The organism is Sporosarcina sp. FSL K6-1522 (assembly GCF_038622445.1).
In the GTDB taxonomy this organism is placed as follows: Bacteria; Bacillota; Bacilli; order Bacillales_A; family Planococcaceae; genus Sporosarcina.
Genome location: NZ_CP152019.1, coordinates 1071249 through 1085216, shown reverse-complemented (window position 1 = coordinate 1085216; position 13968 = coordinate 1071249). Strand labels below are relative to the sequence as shown.

Sequence of the window (13968 nt, the reverse complement as noted above, 5' to 3'; positions counted from 1 at the left end):
TCTATTCTGTCTTTATTAAACAACAATAGGATGTTTGTAAAGTTTGTGTAAATTTTTATTGAATGATGTCGAAATTTGTAGGTATATCAAATTGTTTTTGCTATGATGGTGTTACAAAAATTTTCTCCCCAATACGGGATGGAGGCATAACCATGTTTAATCAACGCAAAACCGATCCATTTTTCGTAGCACTGCTAACAATTGCTGAGAATGTGCAAGAAGCAGTCCACTATGCAGATGAATTCAAAGTATCCACAGCTGCTGACTTGAAAGAAGTGAGCATTAAACTCAAAAATTATGAGACAGAAGGCGATACATTAATTCACGACCTGATTACAAAGCTGAATAAGTCCTTCATGACGCCGATTGAACGAGAGGATATTTTACAATTGGCGATTAAAATGGATGACATTCTCGATGGGATTGAGCAATTTGCAGCTCATCTTGAAATGTTTTCACTTACAGATATCGATGAATATGTTCAGAAATTCATGGAGAATATCGTCAAAAGTACAGACGAAATCGTCAAAGCAATGCAATTGCTTTCAAGAAAGAAACTGGAAGCGATGCGTGAGCACGCCGTACAGATCAAGGAATATGAACGGATTTGTGATGAAGTCCTTCGTACATCCATTAAACAACTGTTCATCCGCGAAAAAGATCCTATTCGCATCATCCAATTTAAAGATATTTATGAGCAACTTGAAGATGTAGCGGATTACTGCCAGGATGTTGCCAACACAATCGAAACAATCATCATGCGTAACGCGTAAGGAGGAGACCAATGGATACAATACTTCTCCTGACGATACTCGTCGTTATATTCGCGCTGGCCTTCGACTTCATCAACGGCTTTCACGATACAGCTAATGCCATTGCGACATCGGTTTCAACACGCGCATTAAAACCGCGGACTGCCGTTTTAATGGCCGCCATCATGAACTTTGTCGGGGCGCTAACATTTACTGGCGTTGCAAAAACGATTTCCAAGGATATCGTCGATCCATTTACATTAGAAAATGGTTCACTGGTGATTTTGGCGGCTCTAACAGCAGCTATCGCCTGGAATCTTATTACATGGTACTTTGGAATCCCCTCTAGCTCCTCTCATGCATTGATTGGATCGATTGCAGGTGCAGCAATTTCTGCTGCCGGTTTTGGGATTTTGAATTACAGTGGTTTTTTGAAAATATTGCAGGCGCTTCTCATCTCCCCTTTCATCGCACTCGCTGGTGGGTTCTTGATGATGTCGCTCTTTAAAATTTTATTTAAAAACCGCAATTTATTTAAAGCCAATACACGCTTCCGCTATCTCCAGATTGGAACAGCGGCGCTTCAAGCATTCACACACGGTACCAACGATGCGCAAAAAGCGATGGGGATTATTACAATGGCACTGATCGCAGCCAATTTACAAACAGGCGACGATATTCAACTTTGGGTTCGAGTGGCTGCAGCTACTGCAATGGGTGTCGGGACGTCAATCGGTGGCTATAAAATCATCAAGACGGTCGGCGGTAAGATTATGAAAATTCGTCCAGTCAATGGGGCTGCGGCAGATTTATCATCCGCAATCATTATTTTCGGTGCAACATTAATCCACTTGCCTGTCAGTACAACACACGTCATCTCTTCTGCGATTATGGGTGTTGGTTCGGCGCAACGTGTCAAAGGCGTCCAGTGGGGCGTCGCTCGAAAAATCGTCATGACATGGATTATTACCCTGCCAATCTCGGCAACAATCGCAGCTATTGTTTATCAAATTCTTAACTTGTTTTTTTAATTTTAATAATTCGCTTGCAATGTTATAAGGGCTCTGTTATGATAAAAGAGAATTATTTTTGTTCGGTACGATGGTCTCGATACATCTTGACCGCTTCAAGACTTGAGCAAGGATAGTAACACAATGTATGCACAAAGCATACGAGGAGGAAACAAACATGGAACAAGGTAAAGTAAAATGGTTTAACGCAGAAAAAGGTTTTGGTTTTATCGAGCGTGAAGATGGCGACGACGTATTCGTACACTTCTCAGCTATCCAAGGCGAAGGTTTCAAAACTCTTGAAGAAGGTCAAGACGTTTCATTTGAAATCGAGCAAGGCCAACGCGGTCTTCAAGCTACAAACGTTACTAAAAACTAATTTAAAACAACCTTTTCAAAAGCCATTCTCTTCGGAGGATGGCTTTTTTCTTTGTATAGGAAACTATCCTCCTTATACTGTGGATAAGTAAATACACGGAGATTCCCCGTCTAGGCGCTTGTGCTTTTGTTCTGTTGTTTTCACTCACTAACCAAAACCATTTTCATGATAAAAGACATCTCCACTATTTTCCGTTATGCTAGTAGCATAGATTCCCATTGACCCTCGAAAGGATGGATTGTATGCGTACCATTGCACGCTTCGTTACTAGTGCACACAAATATATTATTTTTGCATGGATCGCTATTTTTATTGTGATGTCCATTTTCGCCATTCGATTACCTTCGCTTCTTGAAGGGGATGGTTTTGAAATGGATGGCGAACACGCAGCCGTTATGGATATTGTTTCTACGACATTCGATATGCCCGCTGAAACCATGTTTCTTGTATTTGATAATGTTTCAGACGACATAATTCAAACAACACTCGAAAACGTCGAAAAACTAAACGTCACTTCAGAGATTGCTTCACCATTCGATCATGCAGAACAATATAAGAAAGAAGTGTCTTATGCCCTGCTTCACTTCGATAACGACACGGAAAACATGGCGGACATCGTCACAGACATTCGTGAAGCTGTTGGTGATGAAAAAGGCATCACACTCACAGGTGCGTCTGCCATTTCAAAAGACATTAACACCGCAAGTCAACGTGACTTGATGACTGCTGAGGCCATTGGTTTACCGATCGCCATCGTTGTTCTACTTTTTGCATTTGGCACAGTCGTTGCTTCTTTTGTGCCACTTATTATCGGAATTGTGACAGTCGTTACCTCGTTCGGTATCTTAACATTGCTAGGAGCTCAAATGGAACTATCTATTTTCGTCCTCAATATTGTTCCAATGCTCGGCCTTGCACTGAGTATCGATTTCGCCTTGCTGTTCATTAGCCGTTACCGAGAAGAACGCAAGCACAGTGACATGCAAGCAGCCATTACGACAACGATTCGAACAGCTGGACGTTCCGTGATCTTTTCCGCTTTTTGCGTATTTATCGGACTCGGTGCTCTGTTCATCATCCAAGTAGATATTTTCCAAAACATTGCAATAGGCGGGATGATCGTCGTCGGAATAGCCGTTCTTAGCTCCATTACATTGCTTCCTTCCGTACTCATCACATTAGGCGATCGTATCGAAAAATGGCAATTGCTAAAGCCTAAGGCCAATCGCTTAGATAGCTGGCGAATCTTCGCCAATCGCGTCATTAAGCGCCCAATCACCATCACACTCGTCGCGTTCGTCTTACTCGGCATCGCCGTCATTCCTGTGAAGAATATGGAATTGACCATTCCACAGATTGACTCCTTGCCAACTTCCTACGATACACGTCAAGCATTTGAATTAATGGATGAAACATTCGGCCTGAGCGAACAGTCATCCGTCTATGTCATTGCGGAACGGGCAAGCGGCTGGACAGATGAAGATGGATTACAGTCTATGAAAACGCTAGAAGAACTACTTGCAAAAGACGCACTCGTCGATGACGTCACGACGATCTTCAGCATGAGCGATATCCAGTCTGTCAATGAATGGACGCAAGCGATGATGGCTCCTGAAATGGCTGCCCAGCTGACGCCCCTTCTGGAAACATTTGTCCAAGATGACCAACTGATGATTCCCGTAACCCTTCGTGCAGATGGTACTTCCGATGTCGCACAAGATTGGGTACGCGACTGGTCTACGAAGGATACCGAATGGAATTTATCCATCGGCGGACAAGCAAAGTTCAATCAGGAAATCTTCGATGAGATTTTGGATAAAGTCGGCTATGCGCTCCTGATCATTATTGTTTCGACTTTCTTTATCCTAATGATTGCTTTCCGCTCAATCGTCATTCCTATTAAAGCCATTCTTATGAATGTCATCGGGCTAGCCGCAACGTTTGGTATACTCGTTTACATCTTCCAATATGGACATTTCGGGATTGCGGCAGGAACAATTGCCCTCATCATTCCGGTTATTGTCTTTAGCCTCGTCTTCGGACTGAGTATGGACTACGAAGTCTTCCTGATTTCTCGGATGCAGGAGGAGTATGCGAATTCGTTTGACAACGACCGTGCAACAGTTGAAGGTCTTGCAACGACGAGTAAAATCATTACCTCTGCCGCACTCATTATGATTGTGCTGACAGGAGCCTTCGCCTTCACGGATGTCATGCCCGTGAAGCAAATCGGTGTCGGAATCGCCATCGCGGTTGCCATTGATGCGACAATTATCCGCCTGCTCCTCGTCCCAAGTCTGATGAAATTATTCGGCAAATGGAACTGGTGGCTTCCTTTCAACAAAGGGCTTTATCGTTCTGACAATAGACGATTTGAACAACGTAAATAAGCTACACTGACAATAGAAAAACGGTTTTGCACATGACTTCAAAGTGCAAAACCGTTTTTTCATTTTTCCTTCATGCTCTTTTGTTTCTTCTTTTGATTGTATTTCTTCCTTCTCTTCATCTCTATTTCTCTCGCACATTGGATATGTTTCGGTTGTCCAAAAAGTGGATCCAGCTTCAAAATAAGCTCCATATGCTTTTTTAAGAAAAAATATTTATGGACATTGGTGGAAATATAGGACGTTAGAATCGTGAAAAATGCTATACAAATAAACAGTGCGAACATCCCGGCCGCCTCACTTCCGTTCAAAGAAACAAACCGAAGAAAGCCTATTCCCGCTATGAGTATAAGAAAAGGCCATAGAGGGATTTTCCAGTCCTTTTTATGTTGCAGCTTTGCGTACGTCCCTGCATAGAGCATTTTATAATTCCACCAATTCATCACAAACGGTAGGCTATTGACGAGGAACAGCGTCAACATAATCGGCCACACGCCTGAAACATGAAGATGTGCGTAAAGGATTTTTACAAGCGTTATCGACAACACAAAGGTATTCACAAACCCATAAATGCCAAAATATAAATAGAAGGACAACTCAAATCGATAGGGATCAACAAGATACAAAATTCCCCATAGATTGATAATCATAGCTGGGATGAAAGCAATGATAAATAATGAAAAGACGAAAGGTTCTCCTAGAAGCGGCAGCAAACCGCAAAAATTTAAGAATAACAAATTAAACCCCAAGACATTCTCTCTATGTTGCTTCACACCTTGTAACTGTAAATAAGAAGCGGTGATTTTATCAACGCCTAGTTTCCGCATGCGCCTATCCATTCATCATTCCCCCATGCGCAATCGACATCGAAAATCGTCCCCGTCAAAACACCTGCGTCTCAGCGTCTTTATTGAGTAGTCGAATCGGAAGTTTAAAAATAATGTCACGCCCTTTGAAAAGCCTCTCGCCATCCCCCAAAAAAGGGCCAAAAGTAAGGGTAAGTGATTCTATTTGTGCTAGCTCTGCCTTGGTTAATAAAAAGACATGGAACTTTTCAGCCGATTCCCCTGGTCCAAGAATCCGAATCTTATCCGACTCAAGCATTCCCTCTTTTCTATAGCGTGTTTCGTTTTGATCGTATAACGCCGAGGAAATAGCGCTTAAATCCAATGTTTCATTAGACTGATTGTCAATTTGAAATTTAGCAGTTACCGCAAAAATCTCGTCCTCTTCATCGAACTCGTAGAATTTATCCATATGCGCTGGCGATGGTTCAACTTTTGCATATTGTACGCCTTCAAGTTCAACTTGAACCTCTCCAAGGCGTAGCTGTTGACCAATGTCAGTCTTTTCATATGCAATTGTCTTACTACCCAAATTTTTATTTACAATCGCATCTTGATAAAGTACTGGCGCCGAAGCTAGCTCCTTTTTATAAGCATCGCTGTAAACAAAGTCGAAAACTGCCGCTTCAAATTTCCTTGTATAATCATCCTCCGCCTCTCTAGCCAATCCAGCAATATTAAATTTAGGACGGAGTTCAGTCATTTTGTCATATTCTTCTTGTGAAAGGACGAATGTCTGAAAACGTTGTTCTTTGAATCCCGCTGGATATACTCCTTCCTCTTCCAAATTCAGCTCTTCATCAAGAGGGATGAAGTGACGCTTATTTCCAACTAACGTACTCTCACGGTCTTCTAAATAAATGGTTAACATATCGCTATAGTAGACAGGATCTTTTCGCTTATTTTCAATTGTTACCAATGCAGAAATAACGTACCCTTCCCGTTTTCCTTTAAAAATATCCTCATACCACTGGTTGACGCCCGTTACTTTCGTCAGCTGGTATTTATCCACAGACACAATAAAGTCGTTCATGTCATATATAAACCCCGGCTTCTTATTTGTATAAAGGATTTCTACTTCTCCTGCGGTCAATTCAGCAATCATCGGATTGAGGGGGTTTTTCCCCGTACCTTGTTTCGGCTTAGGGTAATCTTCATCAGCACTCGCTTTCACATCGGTAACTGGCACCTTTTCGCTTTCTCCCTTTTTTTCCTGTACACATGCCCCCAGCAAGAAAGCAGCCATTCCAAGGATCAACATCCCCTTCCACTTATTCATTTTCCCTACCTCCCTTATTACTCTCGATGAAAAAACGCATTTCATGGTCCATCACCTTTAATATATATTTTTTGTATTATCGCGGTAACGTAAACAGCACATTACTTTCATCGAATAACTTCTTTCCGTCCTCTCCCACAAATGGCCCAAAGAGAAGTTCAAATTTCTTATGATTGTCAAACTGGGATTTTTCCAAAAGGAAGACATGATACTTTTCACCCGACTCACCTGGCTTAAGCGTTCTTAATCTCTCGGGTTCTAGTGATCCATGATTGGAATACTTATATTCGTTGTCATCCACACTCAAAGTCGAGCGAATGCTAGACAGACTCAATGTTTCATCAGATTTATTGTCAATGGTGAGCTTAACCGTTAGCGCAACAATCCTATCATCTGCGAAGCTACCGAAAATATACTGATATTGATCTGCCGGTTCAATTTTTGTATATTGAACACCTTCAAGCGTTACTCCCACACTACCTAGTTCCAGCTTTTGGCCAATATCGTTCTTTTCGAAAATCATTGTTTTATCTGCCATGTTTCGCCTCGTCAAGTCATCGCGGTAAAAAGTAGGGCCCGCTGCAACCGACTCGGCATTCTTTGCACTATAGATGAAATCGTAAATAGCATCTTCCGGAAAGTCTTCAAGCATATCTTCTCGTTCAGAAGCGCCTCTACCAATCGTGAATTTCGGGTCCGTCTTCTTCATCTTTTTATATTGCTCACTCGTCATGATAAACGATATAAAATCTTGCTTCTTAACCCCTGGAAGATACTTATTACGATTGGCCAAATCCTCCGAATTTAACACCTCTTCACGTGGCACCAGTGAGAATTTATCACCGTGAACGACACCTAACCGATCGTCTATCGATAATGACGTATATCCAGAATAATAGACCGGGTTACTGCGCTTATTTTCATAAGTCGCCAAAGCCGTCACGACGTAGCCCTCCAAACTCCCTTTGAACAAATACTCGGAATCACGGTTCACATCAGACACTTTCGTAATTTGATATTCATCAATCGTCACAACAAAACCATCCATATCATGAACGTAGCCCGGCGCTTTATTCGTATAAAGAACTTCTACATCGCCTTCGGTCATCTCCGCAATGTTCGGATTGAGAACTTCCGAGTCATCTTGAACAACGGATTCATCCGATGGTTCCCGCTCTTCTAAAGCCGCCCGTAGCTCTGCCAACGCACCGTCTACTTCAGACGTTTCTTCTGTTTCTCCAAGCTCAATCTTCCCACTACTTTTTTCTTCTGATTCCTTCTCATTATTTCCACAGGCTGCAAGTAAAATGGCGCTTGCACCTAAAGTAAACAACACTTTTCGATAGTTCATTCCATCGACACCCTTCCCATTTCCTGTTTATAAAGGTCCTTCCATTAATTAATCACACTGAAGTGCTGATTAACACTAAATAACCGAAAACAGGAAGGAAGAACCTACCAATATTTTGGTAATCTATTTATTTCCACCTACCTTCATCCATTCTTTATACCTAATTTCATAGGAGGAAAAATGGATTTCAAGCCCTTTCTTTTGAAACGTAGGCCATAAAAAAAGAGCAGAGTTTTCACTCCGCCCAAGACCAATCCTCTATCACTTCAACAACCGACACAACCGATTCCAGCCCTGCATCCCCCTGTTTAAACGTTGCAGTCATCGTAAAATAAATGGCTGCCACAACGGCGACGATAAGGATCACTAGACCAATGACGAGATGACTGCCCTTCATTGTGCGTCACCTGCACCTTGCACGAGAGTGAATCGCTCCTCTTTCAAGTACGTAACCGCCTCAGCATAATCCCCAAAACTATCTTCCAAGTTTAAGCCGTGATATAAATTCCAAGCGTCCATCTCTTCCATCAAGACCAACTTGTCCCCCGCAGCATTGACCCAATGTTGCTCAGCAGGCTGCTCCTGCGCTTCTTCCTGCGCCAAAGCCTTAATCGAATCCACAATCGTTGCACGCAGTTCCTCTTCCGTCGCTTCTCGAATATTGACGAGACCTCGGTCATCTGTAGCATACCCAGGAATTCCCGCTACATAGACGAAACCATTGCCATTTGGATGTAAATGTTGAACAACAACCGTTTTGTCGAACAAACTGTCTTCATAATGGTAGTTCACTCGTTTCATGGACACGTCTTTTCGTGTCAACTCAGGGAATGATTCAATAATTGCTTGCTTCTGTTCAAATGTCAGCATATGCGCCCACTCTTTTCCACTCTATTTTCGTTTAAGTATACCATCATTCTTCTTTCACCGATAACCCCAACACACGAGCAAAGCCAATCGCCTGCTCCTTTGACACAATACAACCTGCAAGTTTCGGCAGCGTCACTTCAATTCGTTCATATGTACTGTCCGACAAGTCAATCCCCTTCAAATCCGTTTCAGAGAAATTACTATTGTCGAGCTTACATCGCTGAAACGCTACATTCTTAAACGTACATTCATACAGATCACTGTCGACTAAACTACAGTCCGTAAACTCCACTTCTTTCATCACCGAAAAACTGAAATTGCTATAACGTCCATCGCAGTCGTTGAATAACGTATGGCCAAGCCTCGCATTCGCAAAATCCGCTCCCGTTAATTTCGAATTAATCAATTCACAACGATGAAACGACGCATTTTGGAAATCAACATTCGATAAATCACAACAATCGAATACCACATCGACAAATTCGGCAGCCTGTAAATCATCCGCCGCAAATGACACATCTTTAAAAATAACATTGTCAAAAGCGAGTCGTTCCCCTCTCGCTCCTGGCATTACACCGCCATCAAAACGAACATTTTCCACATAACCTTCATCGTCCCACAACGCATCGAAATCCATCTGCTGATGCGTTACAGACAATTTAGGCTTTTGCCTTTTCACAACCTTTTTCTTCACCAATATCATCGCCCCTTAGCGCGTTTTCCATTCTGCAAAAATCACAATCAACACAATAACGGCGATGGCAAGAACATCAATTACGCCTCGGCGTAATTGCGTCCAGATTTTTTTCGAGCTCGGGGCCTACAGGAAGTAGGTCATGCAACCGTTGCCGCAGGACGCGGCGAACTTAGGTTGCCTTCTAAAGCTCCTTTAAAAATCTGTGACATCCGCCGGAGGCTTAGGCCTGCACGACGCAGGTCATGCAGGTGTTGCCACAGGACGTGGCAACCTTAGCCTGCGTACCTCTATCGTTCAGCGGGCATTTGAACACCCACTGAACAGAAAAACAAAATCGCATTCATCTCGCCACCTATCGAGGTGGGAGTTTTCTGCTGAATGAATATAGAACCAACTTGGTATGTTACTAATCCCGCCAAACATATGCCCGCCTCCTATTGAACCTTGTTAACACCCGTAATTATCGTGAAATCTATCGTAATTTCCGGTATCCCCATCTGAAGTGCTTGTTCAATCTTCTCTTCACTCGCTCCCCATGTTAGTGGTGTCATCCGAATCAGCGGTGCAAGTAGCGAAGATGGCAACGGGAATGCATACGTAATTCTTTCCGTACGAACCCCGTCAAAATGCTCCGCCACGCGTGCTACCGGATCCGCCTCGTCTTTCTGCCCTTTATCTTCATAAAAAATCGCCCTTAACTCTTTCAAATAGCCACTTTCCGGTACCGCCTTCACAAACAATCCACCCGGCTTTAATAAACGAGTAAACTCTGCATAATTGGCCGGCGATAAAATATTGAGTAAGGCACCGAACTTGTCATCCTGAAATGGGCAATTCGCTAAATCCGCCACACTCCAAATCGAACCAGGATACGCTTTCGAAGCCGTAGCAATCCCCTCTTTCGCAAGGTCAATGCCAACACCTGTCACATCGTCAGCTAATTGTGCAAGAATCGCCGACAAATGCGTCCCTTCTCCGCAACCTGCATCGAGAATAACCGCTTGCTCCTGCCCGTTGATATGCGCGCTAACTGTTTCGATTAGCGCTTCAAGCATTCCTGCGAAAAACCCGCTACTCATCACCATTTTCCGCGCTTCAAAAAGGGATTTATCATACTTCGTCACATGCGCTTGTGGCGCCAAATTCACATATCCACTTTTAGATAAATCATATGAATGATTATCCATACAAACGAGCCGTGACTCGTCCATCATCGTCATCTGCGACGAGCAAATCGGGCATCGAAAAAGCCCCTCATTCCGCTCAATCACTCGTGCATTCATCATTTTTTTCGATAAAGTCATCCATTTTAACTCCGATCATTTGTTGTGCTACTAGTATACCGTTTTTCGACGGGTACTGGAAATGCAAGACAGTCGGGTGCAGGCACTACGATAAAATATTGATGGGAAATGCTTTACATTTTCACTGAACAATTTTCGTTCCGCTTTCGGCAAATGATTCATGACAGCTTAATAGAAGGAATCAATTCCTCCTGCTCAAAGGGCGAGTGTGTCTTTGGCCGCCATTCTAAGTTAAGAGTCAGCTATTCATTCTTCCCAAAAAGCATGCGCACTTTGTATACCCATGTCCTTGGAGAGCGACGGATGAATAACCACCATAGGATTATCGAGAAACGTGTGTAGGGATGTGACGAAGTCACATCCCTACACATATAAACATCTCGATAATGGTATAAAAGTTGTTCAATCCAAAGCACTCCGAAAGCACTTGTATACAAAGTACTTAGTGAACGTGACAAAACAAGTAACTATTTCCAACGACGTAGTTCCCACTGTATTCATGACACACCAACAGGTTACAATACGAATAAGGAGGCATTGCATGAAACGATTATTCCTGTTCATCTTATTGCTCGCTGCACTATACATCGCAAAACCACTATGGGAGGCACCGGTCTCAAAGTATGTCGACATCTCTTTCCTTGAACCTGTCGACGACAAGATTCACTCCCTGTTGAATAAAGAATCACTGGACACCGCAATCCACTACATTCGTGATACGACGGACAAAGCTGTCCTTTTTCTTACAAAAAAAATTGAACAAGTAGAAGAAGCTGTTCCAGAAGTTGAAAAGCCCTCGTTGACCAAACCAACAACAACCCAGCTCTCCATTCACAACATCGAACTAGGGAGTACAGAAGAACAAGTAACAGCCCAACTTGGCACACCTAAAAATCGCTCGATGAATGAATATGGAAGCGATTGGTTAACGTATCATAACAACTACCAAAACTTCGTCATGGTATCCTTCGATGACAAACGGACCGTCAATGCCATTTATACGAACGACAAACTGATTGCTTCAACAGCTGGCATCGCATACGGTTCTCCGAAAGCTGCCGTACGCGAAGCACTCGGAGAACCAATCAAAGAAATTCGCAAAGGCTTGAACATCTACATCCTCCAAGAAAGCGAGGGCTTTGACGTCTTTGAATCGGCGGACAGCTACACATACGTTTTTTATGATGTACATCAAAATCATACGGTCACAGCCGTTCAACTCATCTCCAATACATTGGAACAACAAAAAACCGGCATTTATGCCGGCGGGAACGCACAATTACGTGATGGGTTTGAACAACAGCTCTTCGATTTAACGAATGCCGCACGCGTTCGCCATGGACTTTCTGCCCTTCAATGGGAGGACAATGTGGCTGGAACAGCACGCAATCACAGCATCGATATGGCAGACAATGATTATTTCAACCATGATAACCCACAGGGGCAATCGCCTTTCGACCGGATGGATAATGATGGCGTGACCTATCGTAGCGCAGGCGAAAACCTTGCATATGGCCAATCCAGCAGCATTTTTGCACATGAAGGACTCATGAACTCTATCGGTCATCGTGAAAACATCCTGTTAGATATTTATAGCCACCTCGGCACTGGCGTTGCCTTCAACGAAAAATCCCAACCGTATTATACGGAAAACTTTTTGTTGAAATAACTTTCTACTTTGTGACGGCTGCACACGCGATTCGCGCACCTGAATTACCAGACGGATCCGTTTTGTAGTCGTCTGCTTTTTCATGGATGACAAGTGCACTGCCGTCACGATCCAAAATCGAATTGTCAGCACCCGACTTCAACGTAATCTCATTATCTTTCATCTTCGCGGAAACCTTACCATCCGCATCTACTTCAATATTTGGCAAATCCCCTAAATGGAAGCCTTTCGGATTTTCAAAGCCATGCTCTTTCTTTTTCGGATTAAAATGCCCACCTGCAGACGTAAAGTCCGGCGGCGTACAGACACCCGTTTCATGAATATGGATGCCCTTCGTACCAGGAGGTAACCCTTCCGCCGCTAGCTCAATGATGACGCCATCCTCTTCTTCCGTAAAACTGACCTCACCGATTTGATTCCCTTCTGTGTTTAAAATCGGCGCAACGACCGATTGCATCTTCTCCCCACTCACAGGCAGCTTCTCGTCGCCACGCCCACATCCGCCGGCAATTAATAACACAGATAACATACCTACCAGTAACATCTTATATGACAATACAATTCCTCCTCAATTACACTTCTTTAAGAAGGATGGTCTACATGCCAAAAATTATGTCTGGAAAACTATCCCTTTACCGTAAACAGATAAACAAAAACCGCTGCCATCCCATTTTCGTGGAATAAACAGCGGTTTAATCATTATGCAAGTACTAATTTCTCAAGCTCCATCGGTGTAATATAAACGCCGTCTTTGTAGACACGCATATTTCCACCGGAAATTTCGTCGATCAGCATGATATCACCTGTTACACCGTCACGTCCGAATTCCAATTTAATGTCATATAGCTCTAGCCCTTTTGCAGCAAGTTCCTCTTTGACAACACCGGAAATTTCCTTCGTTAACGCTTCTAGTGTTACATATTCTTCCGCTGTCAAAATACCCAGCTGCGCAAGACCGTCTTGCGTAATCGGTGGATCGTTACGATCATCGTCTTTTAACGTTACTTCCACAAATGCATCCAACGCTTGTCCCTCTTCACAATACGCACCGTATCGACGTAAAAAACTACCTACAGCACGATAGCGGCAAATCACTTCTAGCCCTCTGCCGAACATCTGTGCAGATTTCACAGTCATCGTCACTTCGTCAATATCAGCAGCAACATAATGTGTCGGAATCGATTTCTCTGCCAATTTCTCAAAGAAAAATTTCGTCATCCGCAGTCCTGACTGCCCCGCTCCTTCAATCGTTAACCCAACCGTATTGGCACCCGGGTCAAAAACCCCGTCTTCCCCAGTTACATCATCTTTGAATTTCAGCAGCACATTATTGCCGTCCAACTTGTATACATCTTTCGTCTTTCCTTTATACAAAAGTTCCATGCGTCAAGTTCCTTTCTCTGTTGAGATCTATGAGAATCAATT

Annotated in this window: 14 protein-coding genes; 5 read left to right on the top strand and 9 right to left on the bottom strand. The window is 43.2% G+C overall.

Going from position 1 to position 13968, the window contains the following annotated elements; all coding sequences use genetic code 11:
* Nucleotides 1–152: 152 nt before the first annotated feature.
* The 4 genes from MKY34_RS05305 to MKY34_RS05290 all read left to right on the top strand — a co-directional run bounded on the left by MKY34_RS05305 (nucleotide 153) and on the right by MKY34_RS05290 (nucleotide 4531).
* Nucleotides 153–773 (top strand): DUF47 domain-containing protein, encoded by a 621-nt coding sequence (locus MKY34_RS05305; protein ID WP_342514175.1) that lies wholly within the window; start codon nucleotides 153–155, stop codon nucleotides 771–773.
* An 11-nt stretch (nucleotides 774–784) separates the two neighbouring features.
* Nucleotides 785–1783 (top strand): inorganic phosphate transporter, encoded by a 999-nt coding sequence (locus tag MKY34_RS05300; protein ID WP_342514174.1) that lies wholly within the window; start codon nucleotides 785–787, stop codon nucleotides 1781–1783.
* Between the two features lie 157 nt (nucleotides 1784–1940).
* The gene (locus MKY34_RS05295; RefSeq protein ID WP_067407800.1) at nucleotides 1941–2141 is read left to right on the top strand and encodes a cold-shock protein; all 201 of its coding nucleotides are present in this window, start codon (nucleotides 1941–1943) and stop codon (nucleotides 2139–2141) included.
* Nucleotides 2142–2383: 242 nt separating this feature from the next.
* A complete protein-coding gene (locus tag MKY34_RS05290) occupies nucleotides 2384–4531 on the top strand; it encodes an MMPL family transporter (RefSeq protein WP_342514173.1) in 2148 nt (715 codons plus the stop codon).
* Nucleotides 4532–4590: 59 nt separating this feature from the next.
* On the opposite strand, the gene MKY34_RS05285 is transcribed toward MKY34_RS05290, so the two are convergent.
* From MKY34_RS05285 to MKY34_RS05255, 7 genes are all read right to left on the bottom strand, one after another.
* Nucleotides 4591–5367 carry a hypothetical protein gene (locus tag MKY34_RS05285; RefSeq protein ID WP_342514172.1) on the bottom strand — a complete coding sequence of 259 codons (777 nt, stop codon included), beginning with the start codon at nucleotides 5365–5367 and terminating at the stop codon, nucleotides 4591–4593.
* Nucleotides 5368–5410: 43 nt separating this feature from the next.
* Entirely contained in the window at nucleotides 5411–6652 is a 1242-nt protein-coding gene (locus tag MKY34_RS05280) for a DUF5068 domain-containing protein (RefSeq protein WP_342514171.1), read from the bottom strand.
* A gap of 76 nt (nucleotides 6653–6728) precedes the next feature.
* Nucleotides 6729–8003 carry a DUF5068 domain-containing protein gene (locus tag MKY34_RS05275; protein ID WP_342514170.1) on the bottom strand — a complete coding sequence of 425 codons (1275 nt, stop codon included), beginning with the start codon at nucleotides 8001–8003 and terminating at the stop codon, nucleotides 6729–6731.
* 235 nt (nucleotides 8004–8238) lie between these two features.
* A complete protein-coding gene (locus tag MKY34_RS05270) occupies nucleotides 8239–8400 on the bottom strand; it encodes a hypothetical protein (RefSeq protein WP_342514169.1) in 162 nt (53 codons plus the stop codon).
* Nucleotides 8397–8873: a hypothetical protein gene (locus tag MKY34_RS05265; RefSeq protein WP_342514168.1), complete on the bottom strand. Its 477-nt coding sequence runs from the start codon at nucleotides 8871–8873 to the stop codon at nucleotides 8397–8399. The genes MKY34_RS05270 and MKY34_RS05265 overlap by 4 nt, the downstream gene beginning before the upstream one ends.
* 43 nt (nucleotides 8874–8916) lie before the next feature.
* A complete protein-coding gene (locus MKY34_RS05260) occupies nucleotides 8917–9567 on the bottom strand; it encodes a pentapeptide repeat-containing protein (RefSeq protein ID WP_342515197.1) in 651 nt (216 codons plus the stop codon).
* A 437-nt stretch (nucleotides 9568–10004) separates the two neighbouring features.
* Nucleotides 10005–10874, bottom strand: a complete 870-nt coding sequence (locus MKY34_RS05255; RefSeq protein ID WP_342514167.1) for a putative RNA methyltransferase — start codon at nucleotides 10872–10874, stop codon at nucleotides 10005–10007.
* Nucleotides 10875–11415: 541 nt separating this feature from the next.
* Here MKY34_RS05255 and MKY34_RS05250 point away from each other — a divergent pair.
* Nucleotides 11416–12543: a CAP-associated domain-containing protein gene (locus MKY34_RS05250; protein WP_342514166.1), complete on the top strand. Its 1128-nt coding sequence runs from the start codon at nucleotides 11416–11418 to the stop codon at nucleotides 12541–12543.
* Between the two features lie 4 nt (nucleotides 12544–12547).
* Here the strand turns inward: MKY34_RS05250 and MKY34_RS05245 are convergent, their stop codons facing one another.
* Both MKY34_RS05245 and MKY34_RS05240 read right to left on the bottom strand, forming a co-directional pair.
* Nucleotides 12548–13099, bottom strand: coding sequence for a superoxide dismutase family protein (locus MKY34_RS05245; RefSeq protein ID WP_342514165.1), 552 nt, complete (start codon nucleotides 13097–13099; stop codon nucleotides 12548–12550).
* Between the two features lie 143 nt (nucleotides 13100–13242).
* Nucleotides 13243–13926 (bottom strand): phosphoribosylaminoimidazolesuccinocarboxamide synthase, encoded by a 684-nt coding sequence (locus MKY34_RS05240; protein ID WP_342514164.1) that lies wholly within the window; start codon nucleotides 13924–13926, stop codon nucleotides 13243–13245.
* Nucleotides 13927–13968: the final 42 nt, after the last annotated feature.

Bases quoted from the DNA above. Each gene is read 5' to 3' on its own strand.
- MKY34_RS05255 (WP_342514167.1), bottom strand. From the start codon at position 10,874: ATGACTTTATCGAAAAAAATGATGAATGCACGAGTGATTGAGCGGAAT.
- MKY34_RS05305 (WP_342514175.1), top strand. From the start codon at position 153: ATGTTTAATCAACGCAAAACCGATCCATTTTTCGTAGCACTGCTAACA.
- MKY34_RS05295 (WP_067407800.1), top strand. From the start codon at position 1,941: ATGGAACAAGGTAAAGTAAAATGGTTTAACGCAGAAAAAGGTTTTGGT.
- MKY34_RS05265 (WP_342514168.1), bottom strand. From the start codon at position 8,873: ATGCTGACATTTGAACAGAAGCAAGCAATTATTGAATCATTCCCTGAG.
- MKY34_RS05285 (WP_342514172.1), bottom strand. From the start codon at position 5,367: ATGGATAGGCGCATGCGGAAACTAGGCGTTGATAAAATCACCGCTTCT.
- MKY34_RS05250 (WP_342514166.1), top strand. From the start codon at position 11,416: ATGAAACGATTATTCCTGTTCATCTTATTGCTCGCTGCACTATACATC.
- MKY34_RS05290 (WP_342514173.1), top strand. From the start codon at position 2,384: ATGCGTACCATTGCACGCTTCGTTACTAGTGCACACAAATATATTATT.
- MKY34_RS05300 (WP_342514174.1), top strand. From the start codon at position 785: ATGGATACAATACTTCTCCTGACGATACTCGTCGTTATATTCGCGCTG.
- MKY34_RS05280 (WP_342514171.1), bottom strand. From the start codon at position 6,652: ATGAATAAGTGGAAGGGGATGTTGATCCTTGGAATGGCTGCTTTCTTG.
- MKY34_RS05275 (WP_342514170.1), bottom strand. From the start codon at position 8,003: ATGAACTATCGAAAAGTGTTGTTTACTTTAGGTGCAAGCGCCATTTTA.
- MKY34_RS05270 (WP_342514169.1), bottom strand. From the start codon at position 8,400: ATGAAGGGCAGTCATCTCGTCATTGGTCTAGTGATCCTTATCGTCGCC.
- MKY34_RS05240 (WP_342514164.1), bottom strand. From the start codon at position 13,926: ATGGAACTTTTGTATAAAGGAAAGACGAAAGATGTATACAAGTTGGAC.